The sequence below is a fragment of the Pseudomonas sp. E6002 genome, from assembly GCF_013385565.1.
Taxonomy (GTDB): domain Bacteria; phylum Pseudomonadota; class Gammaproteobacteria; order Pseudomonadales; family Pseudomonadaceae; genus Aquipseudomonas.
On sequence record NZ_JACAPT010000001.1, the window covers coordinates 24,943 to 40,344 of the forward strand.

Genomic DNA, 15,402 nt, shown 5'->3' on the forward strand with positions numbered 1-15,402 from the left:
CTTGCTCGCGAAGAGGCCGGCACATTCACAGTAGATTCGGGCCTAGTTGAATTCATCCCCAACCGGATACCGGCTGTCGTTCAAGCTCTCCTTGATCTTGCGCAAGTGCGGTTGGAAATCCACCCCGCGACGCAAGGTCATGCCCGTCGCCAGTACATCCAGCACCGTCAACTGAATGATCCGCGAGGTCATCGGCATGTAGATGTCGGTGTCTTCCGGCAACGGAATGTTCAGGCTCACCGTACTGGCCTTGGCCAGCGGGGAATTTTCGGCGGTCACGCCCAGCACCGAGGCGCCGTTTTCCCGCGCAATACGTGCTACTTCCACCAGTTCACGGGTACGCCCGGTGTAGGAAATGATCACGAACAACTCCCCGGTGTGGGCCACCGAGGCGATCATCCGCTGCATCAGCACATCGGCGTGGGCCGTGACCGACAGGTTGAAACGGAAAAACTTGTGCAGCGCGTCCATGGCCACCGGCGCCGAAGCACCCAGGCCGAAGAAGTGGATCTGCCGAGCCTGGATCAGCAGGTCGACGGCCTTGCTGATCAGGTTCGGGTCCAGGGCCTGGCAGGCGCTGTCGAGGGACGCGATGGCACTGCCGAAGATCTTCTGGGTGTAGGCCTCCGGGTTATCATCGGCCTCCACCGCGCGGCTGACATACGCCGCGCCACTGGCCAGGCTTTGCGCCAGCTGCAATTTAAGTTCAGGGTAACCACTCACGCCGAACGAGCGGCAGAAGCGGTTCACTGTAGGTTCGCTGACCGAAGCGGCCTGGGCGAGGGCGGCGATAGAGAAGCGGGTCGCCTGCTGCGGGTTGAGCAGGATGACCTCGGCGACTTTACGTTCAGCCTTGTTCAGTTCTTCGAGGCGTTTCTGGATCTGTTCCAGTAGATTTCGCACGCGGTCCATTCATGTTTCCTTAGGGCGACGATGCAAATAAGGGTCGTCAACCAATCGACGAGCGGCCCTTTGCGGTGGCCTATCCTACTGAGGGTAGTTGAACACCACCACTCGGAATACGTTTTTCGGGAAAATGTTGTGGTTATTACTACATTTTTCCTTGAGTGATGCCTTAAAAAAAGGTATTTGTAGCTTAACTTGATAAAAGAACAAACATCATGCCTTCGATAACCGTAGAACCCTGCACCTTTGCCCTGTTTGGCGCCTTGGGTGATCTGGCGCTGCGCAAGTTATTTCCTGCCCTCTATCAACTCGATGGTGCGGGCCTGCTGCACGAAGACACGCGCATCCTGGCCCTGGCCCGTGAGGCCGGTTCCGAGCAACAGCACCTGGCCCACATTGAAAAAGAATTGCGTGGTTACGTTGGCAAGGAACTGGACGAAACCGTCGCCCAGCGTTTCCTGGCCCGCCTGACGTACCTGCATGTCGACTTCCTGAAGGCCGATGACTACGTCGCCCTGGCAGAGAACGCCGGCACCGAACAACGCCTGATCGCCTACTTCGCTACCCCGGCGGCGGTGTATGGCGCGATCTGCGAGAACCTGTCCAAGGTCGGCCTGGCGGAAAATACCCGCGTGGTCCTGGAAAAACCCATCGGCTCGGACCTGGATTCCTCGCGCAAGGTCAACGACGCAGTGGCGCAGTTCTTCCCGGAAAACCGCACCTACCGCATCGACCACTACCTGGGCAAAGAGACCGTCCAGAACCTGATCGCCCTGCGTTTTGCCAACAGCCTGTTTGAAACCCAGTGGAACCAGAACTACATCTCCCACGTGGAAATCACCGTGGCCGAGCAAGTAGGCATCGAAGGTCGCTGGGGCTATTTCGACAAGGCCGGGCAACTGCGGGACATGATCCAGAACCACCTGCTGCAGCTGCTGTGCCTGATCGCCATGGACCCGCCCGCCGACCTGTCTGCCGACAGTATTCGGGACGAGAAGGTCAAGGTGCTCAAGGCCCTGGCGCCCATCAGCCCGGACGGCCTGACCACCCAGGTGGTGCGTGGCCAATACATCGCCGGCTACAGCGCCGGCAAGCCGGTACCGGGTTACCTGGAAGAAGAGAACTCCAACACCCAGAGCGACACCGAGACCTTCGTCGCCCTGCGTGCCGATATCCGTAACTGGCGTTGGGCCGGGGTGCCGTTCTACCTGCGTACCGGCAAGCGCATGCCGCAAAAACTGTCGCAGATCGTCATCCACTTCAAGGAACCGTCCCACTACATCTTCGCCCCCGAGCAGCGCTTGCAGATCAGCAACAAACTGATCATCCGCCTGCAACCGGACGAAGGGATTTCCTTGCGCGTGATGACCAAGGAGCAGGGCCTGGACAAGGGCATGCAACTGCGCAGCGGCCCGCTGCAACTGAATTTTTCCGACACCTATCGCAGCGCACGGATTCCCGATGCCTACGAGCGGTTGTTACTTGAAGTCATGCGTGGCAACCAGAACCTGTTTGTGCGCAAAGATGAAATCGAAGCCGCGTGGAAGTGGTGTGACCAGTTGATCGCCGGATGGAAAAAATCCGGTGATGCGCCCAAGCCGTACGCGGCGGGGTCCTGGGGGCCAATGAGCTCGATTGCACTGATCACGCGGGACGGGAGGTCTTGGTATGGCGATATCTGATTTGAAACTGCCTCAGGGCGTGACTGCCCATGAGTACCGCAATCCGGTGCTGCTGGCGGATGGCTTGGCCAATGACGTGGCCGAACAACTGCGCGCGGCCATCAGTGCCCGTGGTGAGGCGACCCTGGTGGTGTCCGGCGGCCGCAGCCCGGTGGCGTTCTTCCAGAACCTCGCCAAGCAAGGCCTGGACTGGTCCAAGGTGACCATCACCCTGGCCGACGAGCGCTGGGTGCCGGTGGAACATGCCGACAGCAATGCCGGCCTGTTGAAGAAGTATTTACTGCAAGGCCCGGCGGCCAAGGCCAAGTTCCTGAGCCTGTACAGCGTCGCCGCCACCCTTGACGACGCTGCCGAGCAGGCTGATCGCCTGCTGGCCGAGTTGCCGACGATTGATGTGCTGGTACTGGGCATGGGCGACGACGGCCACACCGCGTCGCTGTTCCCCAACAGCCCGAACCTGGCTGAAGCGTTGAAGCCGGACGGCACCCGTCGTTGCTGGCCGATGCTGGCGCCGACCGTGCCGCACCAGCGCCTGACCATGAGTCGCGCGCTGCTGGCCACCGCCCACTACACCGTGCTGTCGATTTCCGGCAGCTCGAAATTGACCACCTTGAGCGCCGCGCTGGCCAGTGACGACGTTGCTGCCATGCCGATACGCGCGTTTTTGCAACCTACTCTAGAGATTTACTGGTGCCCATGAGCCAAGGATCAGCCGCGATGAACAGCCCTCAACCTACCGTTTCCATGGCGGACAAAGTTGCCTTGATCGACAGCCTCTGCGCCAAGGCGCGGATCCTGCCGGTGATCACCATTGCCCGCGAACAGGACATCCTGCCGCTGGCCGATGCCCTGGCAGCCGGTGGTTTGACCGCACTGGAAGTGACCCTGCGTTCGCAGTTCGGCCTCAAGGCCATCCAGGTACTGCGTGAGCAGCGTCCGGAGCTGTGCACCGGTGCCGGTACCGTGCTGGATCGTCATATGCTGGAAGCGGCCGAAGTGGCCGGTTCGCAATTTATCGTCACCCCCGGGATTACCCGTGACCTGCTGGAAGCCTCGGTACACAGCTCGATTCCGCTGTTGCCGGGCATCAGCAATGCCTCCGGGATCATGGAAGGTTATGGCCTGGGTTATCGCCGTTTCAAGCTGTTCCCGGCTGAAGTCAGCGGTGGCGTGGCGGCGATCAAGGCCCTGGGCGGTCCGTTTGGCGAAGTGAAATTCTGCCCGACTGGCGGGGTTGGCCCGGCCAACATCAAGAGCTACATGGCGTTGAAAAATGTGATGTGCGTGGGCGGTAGCTGGATGCTTGATCCGGAGTGGGTCAAGAACGGCGACTGGGCACGCATCCAGGAAACCACCGCCGAGGCGCTGGCCCTGCTGGACTGATTGGATTTACCGAATCGTTGTTGCTGTGTTCTACGGCATTTTTGCGGTGCACTTGGTCGGTGTGCCGCTTTTTTTTGCCTGCGGAAAATGGCCCACTCCCACTGTAGGAGCGAGCTTGCTCGCGAAAAAACCGAGAGCACCGCTGGGTGTCAGGTTTCCCGTGTCATCGTTAACGACCTTCGCGAGCAAGCTCGCTCCTACAGTGATATCGCGCTCAGTTCGGTGATGGCTTTGATCAGCGCATGAATGTCTGCCGCTGACGTCAAAAAGCCTGGTGTCACCCGAATACAACTGCCGAACGAGGCCCCGCTGCGGGTTGTGGTGAAGAGGTTGTATTCCTTGAGCAGTCGGTCCGCCATCACCTGTTGATCCGGCTGATGAGTGAACTTGAACGACGTAATCGCGCAGTACAGCCGTGGATCATCCGGCGTCAGCACTTCAATCCCCGGCAACTGCCGCACCTCACTCACCCACAAATCCCGCAGGTAGTTGAGTCGGGCACCCTTGGCCTTCGAACCGCCCAACAAGCGATGCTCCTCGAACACCAGCGGCAAGGTCATCAACGCCGGGAAATTCGGCGTACTGTATGGCGTGCGGGCACGTACATCGGTGGCCGGGTAATGAAACTCACCCATGTCCGGATCAATGTCCGCCAAGCGTTGTGGGTCGATGTAGATAAAGCCCAGGGTCAACGGCGCACCGATCCACTTGTGCAGGTTGAAACCGGCAAACGCGATACCCAACTGCGCCAGGTTGAACTCGATCTGCCCCAGCGCATGGGCGCCATCGAGGATCACATCAATTCCATGTTCCCTGGCAGCGCCGGCAATCGCCTCCACCGGCATCACCAGCCCGGTGCGGTGGGTCACGTAGGTCAGTGCCAGCAGTTTCAGGCGGGGATAGCGCAGGAACGCATCGCGATACGTCTGCACCAGGCTGTCGAAACTGGCCGGGTGTTCGTGGGCAATTTCGATCACTTCTACGCCACGATTCTGCGCCAGCCAGCGCATGGCGCCCTTGACGGTGTCGTACTCCAGGTCGCTGATCAGCACCTGGTCGCCGGGCTGCAAGCGGTTGTAGTTGCGGATCAGCGACTGCAACGCATCCGAGGCGCAGCGGGTGAGGGCGATGGCTTCAGGATCGGCGTCCATCAATTGCGCCAACTGGTTACGGATCTCGACGTTTTCGCCCTGCTCGAAACGCTGGCGCACATGGATAGAGTTGCTGCGGTTGATGAAGGCGACGTTGTCCTGATACTGCTCAAGTACCGCGCGGCTCATGCGCCCGAAATAACCGTTTTCGAGGTTGATCGGGCCGGGCTCCAGGTCGTAGCGCTGGGCGATGGCGTGCCAGTGTTGTTCGTCGCGGGTACTGTCCATGTGCGTGCTCTATTAATGACGAGGGGCGGGCTTGCCGTGCTTGGCGCGCAGGGGTTCCAGCAGTTCGGATAAACCGTTGTGGTCGATTTCCTGCATCAGGGCCAGCAACCCGCCCAGTTCGCCGTGGGGGAAACCTTCACGGGCGAACCAGTTCAGGTAGGGGCCGGGCAGGTCGGCAATGATCCGGCCCTTGTACTTGCCGAAGGGCATTTCGCGGGTGATCAGCAGTTCAAGTTTTTCAGGGTTCATTGCGGCTTCAGGTGTTTGAGTCGATGCCTTGGAAAATACAGGCATTCTGCATGGAGGCCAAATGACAGATCATGCAAATAAAGCGGATACAGATTTTTGTGTATTGGCTAACTTATTGAAATTTAAGCAATAAATTGTTTTTCAAAAGCTGGCACGGGCGCTGCAATTACTAATACACGTTTCTTAACCCGCGAAGGAATTGAAAAATGACTGATATCAACAAAGAATCGATCTCCGTACTCAACGACCTGATCGAGACCAGCAAAGACGGCCAGGAAGGCTTCAAGACCTGCGCAGAAGACATCAAGCACCCAGAACTCAAAGCCCTGTTTGCCAAACGTTCCGTTGATTGCGGTACCGCCGCTGCCGAACTGCAGACCGCAGTAAGAGCACTGGGTGGCGATCCGGAAGATTCCGGCAGCGTCGCCGGTGCCTTGCACCGTGGTTGGGTCGACGTGAAATCGATGGTGACCGGTAAAGACGAAGAAGCCGTGCTGAACGAAGCCGAGCGCGGTGAAGACCACGCACTGAAGGCTTACAAAGAAGCGATCGAGAAGATCAACAAGCACAATCTGCTGGGCATTCGTGACCTGGTAGAGCGTCAGTTCCACGGCGCGCAACGCAACCACGACCAGGTGAAAGCCCTGCGTAACCAGGCTCGCGCTCAGTCTTGAGCCCCGCCTGAATAAAAAAAGCCCCGCAGATGCGGGGCTTTTTCATGGGCGTTCGTTCAACCGATGCTGATGGCCGGCAGTTCGGTCAGGGTCACGGTCTGCTGCTTGCGTGGCGCGAGGATCTCGGCTTCGCCATCCACCACCAGTTCATCGCGCTGGTTGAATACGCGGGTGGCGATACGCACGCGGAATTTCGGCAGCTTCTCGAGGATTTCCAGACGCACGGTCAGGGTGTCGCCGATTTTGACCGGCTTCTGGAAGGTCATTTGCTGGCCGATGTATATCGTGCCGGGCCCAGGCAACTCGCACGCAACCGCCGCGCTGATCAGGGCGCCGCTGAACATGCCGTGGGCAATGCGCTCCTTGAACATGGTCGCCTTGGCGAATTCGGCGTCCAGATGCACCGGGTTGTGGTCGCCGGACATTGCCGCGAACAACTGGATATCGCGCTCTTCGACGGTCTTGCTGTAGCTGGCGGTCTGGCCGACTTCGAGGGCTTCGTAAGGCGTGTTGGTAACCTGGGTCATCAGTTGGTGCATCCTGTGGCTAATCAGAAATCTTAATATATTGATTTTAAACGAAAAATCATTCGCAGCGAGTAGGGCGGCGCAGCACTGCTGCCTGGGCCAGCCACGTCAGCACGTCGGCTGTGACCGCATCACGGTTGGTTTCGTTGAATAATTCGTGGCGCGCCTGTGGGTAAATGCTCAGCTCCAGCTGCTGGCAGCCGGCTTCACGCAACGCATTGGCCAGACTTTTGAGACGCTTGCCTTCACTGACCGGATCACATTCACCGCCCATTATCAGGATGGGCAGCCCCGGGTCTATCTGAGCGAGATTGGACGCTTTGCTGATTTGCTGCAAGCCGCCCAGCAGGTCGATCCACAGCTGGTTGGTGCAACGGAAGCCGCAAAGCGGGTCGCTGACGTACTTGTCGACCTCGGCCGGGTCACGGCTGAGCCAGTCGAAAGCGGTGCGATTGGGTTTGAACGCCTTGTTGAACGATCCAAATGACAGGAAATCAATCAGCGCACTGCGCCCGCGCAACCCCTGGCGCAGGCGTTCGACATGGGCAATCACCTTGGCCGCGCCGTACAGCGCCACCGGCTGGAAATTCGAGCCGCTGAGAATCGCCCCGTTAAGGCTCGCGCTGTGGTGCAGCAGGTACGCCTGGGCAATGTAGCTGCCCATGCTGTGGCCCAGCAGGATGATCGGCACCCCCGGCGCCTGCTGGCCGATATGCTGGTTGAGGCTCGCCAGGTCGCCCACCACCTTGTTCCAGCCGTCTTTCTCGGCGAACAGCCCCAGGGTGCCCTCGTCGGCGGTACGCCCGTGGCCGCGCTGGTCGGGGGCGTACAGGCCGTAGCCGGCATCGCACAACGCCTGGGCCAGGCGGGCATAGCGGCCACTGTGCTCGGCCATGCCGTGGGCCAGCATGATCAGCGCCTTGGGCGGCCCGTCCGGCAGCCACTGGTTGACGTACACCCGACTGCGGTCATTCGCGGTCAGCCAGAAAGTGATGTGGTTCATGGCGCTTCCTTTGCTCAGGGTCGTTGCAGTGTATAGCTCATTCACCGCAGGCCGCTGGATCAGCGCTGGCCTTGGCGGGGAGATTCACACAATCAATGACGCATCTTGTTGTATTTGCCTGATTGACCATAGCTGCTAACGTCCCCAAAGCTCCGCTTTCATCGCAACATCAAAAGCGGCCGGACCACTCAGGTAAGAGGACAAGAATAATGCAACCTGATTTCTGGAATGACAAACGCGCAGCCGGGGTTCCCAACGAGATCGACCTCACAGCCTATAAATCGGTGATCGAAGTCTTCGAGCGTTCCTGCAAGACCTTTGCCGATCGTCCGGCGTTCAGCAACATGGGGATCACCCTGACCTACACCGAGCTGGATCGGCGCAGCGCCGCGTTCGCCGGTTACCTGCAGTGGCACACCGACCTCAAGCCGGGTGACCGCATTGCCGTGCAGATGCCCAACGTCCTGCATTATCCGATTGCCGTGTTCGGCGCCCTGCGCGCCGGGCTGATCGTGGTCAACACCAACCCGTTGTACACCCCGCGGGAAATGCGTCACCAATTCAAGGATGCCGGCATTCGTGCGCTGGTGTACCTGAACCTGTTTGGCTCGCGTGTTGAAGAAGTCAGCAAGGACACCGAGATCGAATACCTGATCGAAGCGAAGATGGGCGACTTCATGCCCGCCGCCAAGGGCTGGCTGATCAACACCGTGGTCGACAAGGTGAAGAAGATGGTCCCGGCCTATAACCTGCCGCAAGCCATCTCCTTCAAGCGCGCCCTGCGCATGGGCGCCGGCCAGGCACTCAACCGCCACCCGGTGACCCTCGACGACATCGCGGTGCTGCAATACACCGGCGGCACCACCGGCCTGGCCAAGGGCGCAATGCTTACCCACGGCAACCTGGTGGCCAACATGCAGCAAGTGCGGGCGTGCATGTCGCAACTGGGGGACGACGGCCATCCGCTGATCAAGGAAGGCCAGGAGGTGATGGTGGCGCCGCTGCCGCTGTACCACATCTATGCCTTCACCGCGAATTGCATGTGCATGATGGTGTCGGGCAACCACAACGTGCTGATCACCAATCCCCGGGACATCGGCGGCTTTATCAAGGAGCTGAAAAAGTGGCGCTTCACCGGGCTGCTGGGGCTCAACACCCTGTTCGTGGCCTTGATGGACCACCCGGACTTCAAGAGCCTGGATTTCTCCCACCTCAAGCTCACCAACTCCGGCGGCACCGCACTGGTCAAGGCCACGGCCGAGCGCTGGCAGCAACTGACCGGCTGCGCGATTGGTGAAGGCTACGGCTTGACCGAAACCTCACCGGTGGCCAGCACCAACCCCTATGGCGGCAAATCGAAGCTGGGCACCGTGGGCATTCCGGTGCCGGGCACGGCGATGAAGATCATCGACGACAACGGCGCGGAGCTGCCGCTGGGCGAGCGGGGCGAGCTGTGCATCAAGGGCCCGCAAGTGATGAAGGGCTACTGGCAGCAACCGGTGGCCACTGCCGAGACCCTGGACGCCGAAGGCTGGCTCAAGACCGGCGATATCGCGGTGATCGACCCGGACGGCTTTGTGCGCATCGTTGATCGCAAGAAGGATCTGATCATCGTCTCGGGGTTCAACGTGTACCCCAACGAGATCGAAGACGTGGTGATGGCGCATCCGGCGGTGGCCAGCTGCGCGGTGATCGGCGTACCGGACGAGCGTACCGGCGAGGCGGTGAAGCTGTTTGTGGTGGCCCGTGCCCAGGGCGTGAGCCTTGAAGAGCTGAAGACCTACTGCAAGGCCAACTTCACCGGCTACAAGGTGCCCAAGCATATTGTGTTGCGTGAGTCGTTGCCGATGACGCCGGTGGGCAAGATCCTGCGGCGCGAATTGCGCGACATAGCCTGATTTGAAATAAGGTCAAAAAATGTGGGAGCGGGCTTGCTCGCGAAAGCGGTGTACCAGTCGACATATCCTGTGACTGACACTGCGCTTTCGCGAGCAAGCCCGCTCCCACATTTGGTTTTTATTCATTCAGTTTAAATGCGTAGAAGCCCATTCCAGAGCCCTTTCTTGGCTTATAGAATCTTTGCTCTAAAAATGACCATTAGATATTCTTGAGTCATGTTTATGACCGTAGGGGCCTCTTTTGGCTCTAGGCGGCCCTTGGCAAAGCTGCTACTCTCGGCGCGCTTTGTGACCTCTTGGCCTGCTTTTAACCGCCAGACTCACCCAAAAACAAACAAATAATAATCGCATCAAATGCGATGAATGAATTCGCGTCGCTGAGGAGTGGGCTTCCATGATCGAAGACTTTTGGAAGGATAAGTACCCCGCCGGGATTGCTGCAGAAATCAATCCAGACGAGTATCCGAATATTCAGGCGGTACTGAAGCAGTCCTGCCAACGCTTCGCCAACAAACCGGCTTTCAGCAACCTGGGCAAGACAATCACCTACGGTGAACTGTACGAACTGTCCGGCGCCTTCGCCGCTTACCTGCAACAGCATACCGACTTGCAGCCCGGTGATCGAATCGCCGTGCAACTGCCCAACGTCCTGCAATACCCGGTCGCCGTATTCGGTGCCATCCGTGCCGGCTTGATCGTGGTCAACACCAACCCGCTGTACACCGCGCGGGAAATGGAACACCAATTCAACGACTCCGGTGCCAAGGCCCTGGTCTGCCTGGCCAACATGGCGCACCTGGCTGAAAAAGTCGTGCCCAAGACTTCCGTCCGGCACGTGATCGTCACCGAAGTCGCCGACCTGTTGCCGCCGCTCAAGCGCCTGCTGATCAACAGCGTCATCAAGTACGTGAAGAAGATGGTCCCGGCCTATCACTTGCCCAAGGCGATCAAGTTCAACGACGTATTGGCCAAGGGCCACGGCCAGCCGGTGAACGAAGTCAGCCCCGCCAGCGACGAAGTCGCCGTGCTGCAATACACCGGCGGCACCACGGGCGTGGCCAAGGGCGCGATGCTGACCCACCGCAACCTCGTCGCCAACATGCTGCAGTGCAAGGCGCTGATGGGCTCCAACCTGAATGAAGGTTGCGAGATCCTGATTACCCCGCTGCCGCTGTACCACATCTATGCCTTCACCTTTCATTGCATGGCGATGATGCTGATCGGCAACCACAACATCCTGATCAGCAACCCGCGCGACCTGTCGGCGATGGTCAAGGAACTGTCGAAGTGGAAGTTCAGCGGCTTTGTCGGCCTGAACACGCTGTTCGTTGCGCTGTGCAACAACGATGCCTTCCGCAAGCTGGATTTCTCGGCGCTGAAAGTCACCCTGTCCGGCGGCATGGCCCTGCAACTGGCGGCGGCCGAGCGCTGGAAAGCGGTCACCGGCTGCTCCATCTGCGAAGGTTACGGCATGACCGAAACCAGCCCGGTGGCCACCGTGAACCCGATCCAGAACATCCAGATCGGCACCATCGGCATCCCGGTGCCGTCGACCCTGTGCAAGGTCATCACCGATGACGGCGTCGAGCTGGCGCTGGGTGAAGTGGGCGAGTTGTGCGTCAAGGGCCCGCAAGTGATGAAGGGCTACTGGCAGCGCGAAGACGCCACCGCCGAGATCCTCGACAGCGAAGGCTGGCTGAAGACCGGTGACATCGCGATCATCCAGCCGGATGGCTACATGCGCATTGTCGACCGCAAGAAGGACATGATTCTGGTCTCCGGTTTCAACGTCTACCCCAACGAGCTGGAAGACGTGCTGGCGACCCTGCCGGGCGTGCTGCAATGCGCGGCCATTGGTGTGCCGGACGAGAAGTCCGGGGAACACATCAAGATCTTCATCGTGGTCAAGCCGGGTGCCAGCCTGACCAAAGACCAGGTGATGGAGCACATGCGCGCCAACGTCACCGGCTACAAGGTGCCCAAGGCCGTGGAATTCCGCGATGCGCTGCCGACTACCAACGTGGGCAAGATCCTGCGCCGCGAACTGCGGGACGAAGAACTGAAAAAGCTGGGTTTGAAGAAGTAAATCGGCCCCAACAAAAAGCCCCGCAGATGCGGGGCTTTTTATTGAACGCTGATTTTCCCGCATTGAAATGCAATCCAAATGTGGGAGCGGGCTTGCTCGCGAAAGCGGTGTGCCAGTGATATACCGGTTACTGACACACCGCATTCGCGAGCAAGCCAGCTCCCACAGGTTTTACCGTATTCCTACAGTGCGAACTGCGCGAAGCTCACACCGGCACCGGCCGGGCGTACGTCCTTGAGGAACGAGTCCTTGTCGGCACTCAGCTCCAGGGTAATCTCCGGCTTGCGCTTGCCGGCATTGCGCACCACCAGGCCTTCCAGCTTCTCGCGCAAAAACACCGTTGGCACCTTCAGGTGCAGCAACTGGTCGCTCTCGGCGTTGTGCATCAACAAGTGGATCCACTCGTACTGGCCCACGGCAATCCGGCCCACCGGCAGGTCGAACCACCAGATGTTGCGTTTGCGGTCCAGGTCGGTGAAGTGGCAGTTGTTGACACCGAGTACGGCACCGCCCAGTTCCTGGTTTCTGCGGGCAATGGCCTGTGCTTTATTGAGTTTCATAACCTTCCTACGGGATCTGTTACCCAGCGCTTGCGCCTGGATGTGCCCGGCATTCTCGTGGGTTGGCCGCAAAACATAAAGCCAAACCTGTACGGCGCGATGAAATGCCGCTGAAAAAATAATTGAAACTCTCTGGAAAGGCCAAGGGTCAACGATTACGTAGTGACCAAAATCCTTGATTGTTCCCAGGAGAAATACCATGAGCAGCACATCGGATAAGGCAAAAGGTTTGGCGAACGAAGCCGTAGGCAACATCAAGCAAGGTGTTGGCAAAGTCACCGGCAACGACAAGTTGCGGGCTGAAGGCGTGGTTCAGGAAAAGAAAGGTGAAGTGCAAAAAGCAGTCGGCGACACCAAGGACGCAGTAAAGAAAGCGGTCAAATAGTCCCGACCTGGCTGCCTGCACTCCAGCAGCCCGACGGCCATCCACGGATGGCCGTTTTTGTGTCACCTGCAGTGATTAAAGTTTGGAAATTGTTTCAAGGTCGCCAAATGGGCTACCTTGATGTAGAAAACGGCCCCTGAGTCGCCCACGAACTCAACTTTTTGCGGCGAAAGGAGACGCTATGATTTTTCCGGTATTACAAGGCTTGCCCCTGCACAAAGTGCTGGTGCGCACTGTCACAGAGTTCCTCGATGACGAGATGCCTACGTACGCCTCGGCGCTGGCCTACCAGATGCTGTTCTCGCTGTTTCCCTTCCTGCTGTTCCTGATTGCCCTGATCGGTTTCCTGCACCTGCCGGACTTCTTCACCTGGCTGCGCATGCAATCGGAACTGGTATTGCCGCCCCAGGCCCTGGAGCAGGTCAACCCGGTGATCGACCAGTTGCAGCAATCCAAGGGTGGCCTGTTGTCGGTGGGTATCGTGATCGCGCTGTACACCGCCTCGGCGGGTGTGCGCCTGATGATGAGTGCGATGAATGCCGCCTATGACGTGGTGGAAGGCCGACCGATCTGGAAGCGCTTCCCGCTGTCGATTTTCTACACCGTAGGCTTCGCCGGCATGCTGTTGGCCGCCGCCGCCTTGATGGTGCTCGGGCCCCAGGTGATGGAATGGCTGGCGGGGCAGATCGGCATGCAGGAATTCGTGGTCACGCTGTGGACCATCCTGCGTTGGCCGCTGATCGTCATCCTGTTGATGTTCTCCGTGGCGTTGATGTACTACGTGATGCCTGACGTGAAACAGAAGTTTCGCTTTATCACCCCGGGATCGGTGCTGGCGGTGGTGGTCTGGATCGTCGCTTCCCTGGGGTTTGGCTACTACGTCAAAACCTTTGCCGACTACAACGCCATGTATGGCAGTATCGGCGCGATCATTGTGCTGCTGTTGTACTTCTACATCTCGGCTGCCGTGCTGTTGCTGGGGGCGGAGATGAATGCGGTGATCGAACACATGTCGGCCGAAGGCAAGGATCCTGGTGAAAAGGACTTTGGCGAGCACGACGAAAAAAAGCATGTCTCAGGCCTTGGCCGCGACCCTTCCCTAAAGCCCACTACCGATGAAGTCTGATCGATGATCCGTGAAATCCTGAAAATGGGCGATGAGCGCCTGCTGCGCATTGCCCCGCCGGTTCCGCCGGAAATGTTCGACAGCCCCGAGCTGTGGCAGTTGATTGATGACATGTTCCAGACCATGGAACACGTCGGCGGCGTCGGCCTGGCCGCACCGCAGATTGGAGTGGACCTGCAACTGGTGATCTTCGGTTTCGAGAGCAGCGAACGCTACCCGGACGCGCCCGCCGTGCCCCAGACCATCCTCATCAACCCGCTGATCACGCCCCTTAGCCCGGTGCTGGAAGAAGGTTATGAAGGGTGCCTGTCGGTGCCTGGTTTGCGTGGGGCAGTGGACCGTTACCAGCAGATTCGCTACGAAGGGTTTGACCCCAAGGGCGAGCCGATTGTGCGGATTGCCGAAGGCTTTCACGCGCGGGTGGTACAGCACGAGTGCGATCACCTGATCGGCCGGCTGTACCCGTCGCGGATTACCGATTTCAGCAAGTTCGGGTTTATCGAAGTGATGTTCCCGGATATGGATCCTACGGCAGACGAATAACCCTCAGGCAAAACACACATCAAACTGTGGGAGCGGGCTTGCTCGCGAAAGCGGAGTGCCAGTCACCGAAGATATAGACTGATCCACCGCATTCGCGAGCAAGCCCGCTCCCACATTTGTTCTGTGTGCATTCAGCTTATTTTGCGGGCTTCACAAACCGCAACGTCATCCGGTCCGACTCACCAATCGCCACATACTTCGCCTTGTCCTTTTCCCCCAACGTCAACGCCGGCGGCAAGGTCCAGACCCCATCCGGGTAGTCCTTGGTATCTTTCGGGTTGGCATTCACCTCGCTCTGCCCCTCAAGCTTGAACCCCGCATCCGTCGCCAGTTTCACCACATACGCGGTGGTCAGGTAACCGCTGTGCTTGATGTCTTCCAGCGATGCCCCGTCCTTGGCCCGGTGATCCACCACCCCCAGCACGCCGCCCGGTTTCAACACCTTGAAGAACGCCTCGAACATCGCCGGCGCCGTATCCGCCATCACCCAGTTATGCACGTTGCGAAAGGTCAGCACGGTGTCGGCCGAGCCAGGCTTGCCCAGCACCGGAGCCTTGGGGTCGAACTCGGCGAAGCCGGCCTTGGAATAATGCACCGGGTCTGCGGCGAATTTCTTTTTCAGGTTTTCTTCTGATGTACGCGCGTAGGCACTGCTGTTCGGCGCCTGCACGGCAGCGATGTAGTGGCCGTTATCCTTGAGCAGCGGCGCCAGCAGCTCGCTGTACCAGCCGCCACCGGGGGTGATTTCGATCAGGGTCTGGTCGGCCCGCAGGCCAAAGAATTCCAGGGTCTGCTGCGGGTGACGATACCCATCACGCGCGCTGTTGGCCGGCACGCGCCAACTGCCGGCGAGCACGGTTGCATACTGCTCGGCGGAAACCGGCGCTTCGGCTGCCTGGCTCAAGGCCGGGGCGAGGAGGGCTGCAAGGGATAAGGCTGCAAGGGTCGCTTTCATGATCATCCTGTAATGGGCCGCTGGTGCCGCCGAGGCTAGCATGGGG

16 protein-coding genes and 1 pseudogene are annotated in these 15,402 nt (G+C 59.2%); 9 read left to right on the forward strand and 8 right to left on the reverse strand.

The features are described 5' to 3' along the window. Nucleotides 1–42: 42 nt before the first annotated feature. Entirely contained in the window at nt 43–903 is an 861-nt protein-coding gene (locus HX815_RS00125) for a MurR/RpiR family transcriptional regulator (protein ID WP_173406104.1), read from the reverse strand. 218 nt (nt 904–1,121) lie between these two features. Here HX815_RS00125 and zwf point away from each other — a divergent pair, with 218 nt between their 5' ends. Genes zwf through HX815_RS00140 form a run of 3 tightly spaced genes read left to right on the forward strand, consistent with a single transcriptional unit; the run spans nt 1,122 to nt 3,971 of the window. Further along, nucleotides 1,122–2,588, forward strand: a complete 1,467-nt coding sequence (zwf, locus tag HX815_RS00130) for a glucose-6-phosphate dehydrogenase (protein ID WP_003213023.1) — start codon at nt 1,122–1,124, stop codon at nt 2,586–2,588. After that, nucleotides 2,575–3,288 carry a 6-phosphogluconolactonase gene (pgl, locus tag HX815_RS00135; protein ID WP_177027646.1) on the forward strand — a complete coding sequence of 238 codons (714 nt, stop codon included), beginning with the start codon at nt 2,575–2,577 and terminating at the stop codon, nt 3,286–3,288. Before zwf ends, pgl begins: the two co-directional genes overlap by 14 nt. A gap of 17 nt (nt 3,289–3,305) precedes the next feature. Continuing rightward, complete coding sequence (locus tag HX815_RS00140) at nt 3,306–3,971, forward strand: bifunctional 4-hydroxy-2-oxoglutarate aldolase/2-dehydro-3-deoxy-phosphogluconate aldolase (protein WP_003213027.1); 666 nt, start codon at nt 3,306–3,308, stop codon at nt 3,969–3,971. Between the two features lie 99 nt (nt 3,972–4,070). Here HX815_RS00140 and HX815_RS31535 read toward each other — a convergent pair. From HX815_RS31535 to HX815_RS00150, 3 genes and pseudogenes are all read right to left on the reverse strand, one after another. Next, a pseudogene (locus tag HX815_RS31535) lies at nt 4,071–4,178 on the reverse strand (outer membrane lipoprotein carrier protein LolA); the annotation flags it as partial. Then, nucleotides 4,169–5,350: an aminotransferase class V-fold PLP-dependent enzyme gene (locus HX815_RS00145; RefSeq protein ID WP_134327216.1), complete on the reverse strand. Its 1,182-nt coding sequence runs from the start codon at nt 5,348–5,350 to the stop codon at nt 4,169–4,171. The pseudogene HX815_RS31535 and the gene HX815_RS00145, both read right to left, overlap by 10 nt. A 12-nt stretch (nt 5,351–5,362) precedes the next feature. Beyond that, nucleotides 5,363–5,599 (reverse strand): DUF3820 family protein, encoded by a 237-nt coding sequence (locus HX815_RS00150; protein ID WP_003213031.1) that lies wholly within the window; start codon nt 5,597–5,599, stop codon nt 5,363–5,365. 206 nt (nt 5,600–5,805) lie between these two features. On the opposite strand from HX815_RS00150, the gene HX815_RS00155 reads away from it, so the two are divergent. Then, a complete protein-coding gene (locus HX815_RS00155; RefSeq protein WP_003213033.1) occupies nt 5,806–6,273 on the forward strand; it encodes a PA2169 family four-helix-bundle protein in 468 nt (155 codons plus the stop codon). Nucleotides 6,274–6,329: 56 nt separating this feature from the next. Here HX815_RS00155 and HX815_RS00160 read toward each other — a convergent pair whose 3' ends face one another. Together HX815_RS00160 and HX815_RS00165 are read right to left on the reverse strand one after the other, a co-directional pair. Beyond that, the gene (locus tag HX815_RS00160) at nt 6,330–6,800 is read right to left on the reverse strand and encodes a MaoC family dehydratase (protein ID WP_003213034.1); all 471 of its coding nucleotides are present in this window, start codon (nt 6,798–6,800) and stop codon (nt 6,330–6,332) included. A 58-nt stretch (nt 6,801–6,858) separates the two neighbouring features. Continuing rightward, nucleotides 6,859–7,803, reverse strand: coding sequence for an alpha/beta hydrolase (locus HX815_RS00165; protein ID WP_177027647.1), 945 nt, complete (start codon nt 7,801–7,803; stop codon nt 6,859–6,861). A gap of 209 nt (nt 7,804–8,012) precedes the next feature. Here HX815_RS00165 and fadD2 point away from each other — a divergent pair, with 209 nt between their 5' ends. Both fadD2 and fadD1 read left to right on the forward strand, forming a co-directional pair. After that, nucleotides 8,013–9,701: a long-chain-fatty-acid--CoA ligase FadD2 gene (fadD2, locus tag HX815_RS00170; protein WP_177027648.1), complete on the forward strand. Its 1,689-nt coding sequence runs from the start codon at nt 8,013–8,015 to the stop codon at nt 9,699–9,701. Between the two features lie 394 nt (nt 9,702–10,095). Next, nucleotides 10,096–11,787, forward strand: coding sequence for a long-chain-fatty-acid--CoA ligase FadD1 (fadD1, locus tag HX815_RS00175; protein WP_003213041.1), 1,692 nt, complete (start codon nt 10,096–10,098; stop codon nt 11,785–11,787). 182 nt (nt 11,788–11,969) lie between these two features. On the opposite strand, the gene HX815_RS00180 is transcribed toward fadD1, so the two are convergent. Next, a complete protein-coding gene (locus HX815_RS00180) occupies nt 11,970–12,347 on the reverse strand; it encodes a hypothetical protein (protein WP_003213043.1) in 378 nt (125 codons plus the stop codon). A gap of 199 nt (nt 12,348–12,546) precedes the next feature. Here HX815_RS00180 and HX815_RS00185 point away from each other — a divergent pair, with 199 nt between their 5' ends. The 3 genes from HX815_RS00185 to def all read left to right on the forward strand — a co-directional run bounded on the left by HX815_RS00185 (nt 12,547) and on the right by def (nt 14,401). Continuing rightward, nucleotides 12,547–12,732, forward strand: a complete 186-nt coding sequence (locus HX815_RS00185) for a CsbD family protein (protein WP_003213044.1) — start codon at nt 12,547–12,549, stop codon at nt 12,730–12,732. 181 nt (nt 12,733–12,913) lie between these two features. Next, complete coding sequence (locus tag HX815_RS00190) at nt 12,914–13,858, forward strand: YihY/virulence factor BrkB family protein (RefSeq protein WP_003213047.1); 945 nt, start codon at nt 12,914–12,916, stop codon at nt 13,856–13,858. A gap of 3 nt (nt 13,859–13,861) precedes the next feature. Further along, nucleotides 13,862–14,401, forward strand: a complete 540-nt coding sequence (def, locus tag HX815_RS00195) for a peptide deformylase (RefSeq protein WP_003213049.1) — start codon at nt 13,862–13,864, stop codon at nt 14,399–14,401. Between the two features lie 136 nt (nt 14,402–14,537). Here the strand turns inward: def and HX815_RS00200 are convergent, their stop codons facing one another. Next, nucleotides 14,538–15,356, reverse strand: coding sequence for a class I SAM-dependent methyltransferase (locus tag HX815_RS00200; RefSeq protein WP_177027649.1), 819 nt, complete (start codon nt 15,354–15,356; stop codon nt 14,538–14,540). Nucleotides 15,357–15,402: the final 46 nt, after the last annotated feature.

Excerpts from the sequence above, each read along its gene's own strand:
- pgl (WP_177027646.1), top strand. The coding sequence starts at position 2,575 with ATGGCGATATCTGATTTGAAACTGCCTCAGGGCGTGACTGCCCATGAG.
- HX815_RS00150 (WP_003213031.1), bottom strand. The coding sequence starts at position 5,599 with ATGAACCCTGAAAAACTTGAACTGCTGATCACCCGCGAAATGCCCTTC.
- HX815_RS00180 (WP_003213043.1), bottom strand. The coding sequence starts at position 12,347 with ATGAAACTCAATAAAGCACAGGCCATTGCCCGCAGAAACCAGGAACTG.
- HX815_RS00160 (WP_003213034.1), bottom strand. The coding sequence starts at position 6,800 with ATGACCCAGGTTACCAACACGCCTTACGAAGCCCTCGAAGTCGGCCAG.
- fadD1 (WP_003213041.1), top strand. The coding sequence starts at position 10,096 with ATGATCGAAGACTTTTGGAAGGATAAGTACCCCGCCGGGATTGCTGCA.
- HX815_RS00140 (WP_003213027.1), top strand. The coding sequence starts at position 3,306 with ATGAACAGCCCTCAACCTACCGTTTCCATGGCGGACAAAGTTGCCTTG.
- HX815_RS00190 (WP_003213047.1), top strand. The coding sequence starts at position 12,914 with ATGATTTTTCCGGTATTACAAGGCTTGCCCCTGCACAAAGTGCTGGTG.
- def (WP_003213049.1), top strand. The coding sequence starts at position 13,862 with ATGATCCGTGAAATCCTGAAAATGGGCGATGAGCGCCTGCTGCGCATT.
- HX815_RS00165 (WP_177027647.1), bottom strand. The coding sequence starts at position 7,803 with ATGAACCACATCACTTTCTGGCTGACCGCGAATGACCGCAGTCGGGTG.
- HX815_RS00155 (WP_003213033.1), top strand. The coding sequence starts at position 5,806 with ATGACTGATATCAACAAAGAATCGATCTCCGTACTCAACGACCTGATC.
- zwf (WP_003213023.1), top strand. The coding sequence starts at position 1,122 with ATGCCTTCGATAACCGTAGAACCCTGCACCTTTGCCCTGTTTGGCGCC.
- HX815_RS00185 (WP_003213044.1), top strand. The coding sequence starts at position 12,547 with ATGAGCAGCACATCGGATAAGGCAAAAGGTTTGGCGAACGAAGCCGTA.
- HX815_RS00200 (WP_177027649.1), bottom strand. The coding sequence starts at position 15,356 with ATGAAAGCGACCCTTGCAGCCTTATCCCTTGCAGCCCTCCTCGCCCCG.
- fadD2 (WP_177027648.1), top strand. The coding sequence starts at position 8,013 with ATGCAACCTGATTTCTGGAATGACAAACGCGCAGCCGGGGTTCCCAAC.
- HX815_RS00145 (WP_134327216.1), bottom strand. The coding sequence starts at position 5,350 with ATGGACAGTACCCGCGACGAACAACACTGGCACGCCATCGCCCAGCGC.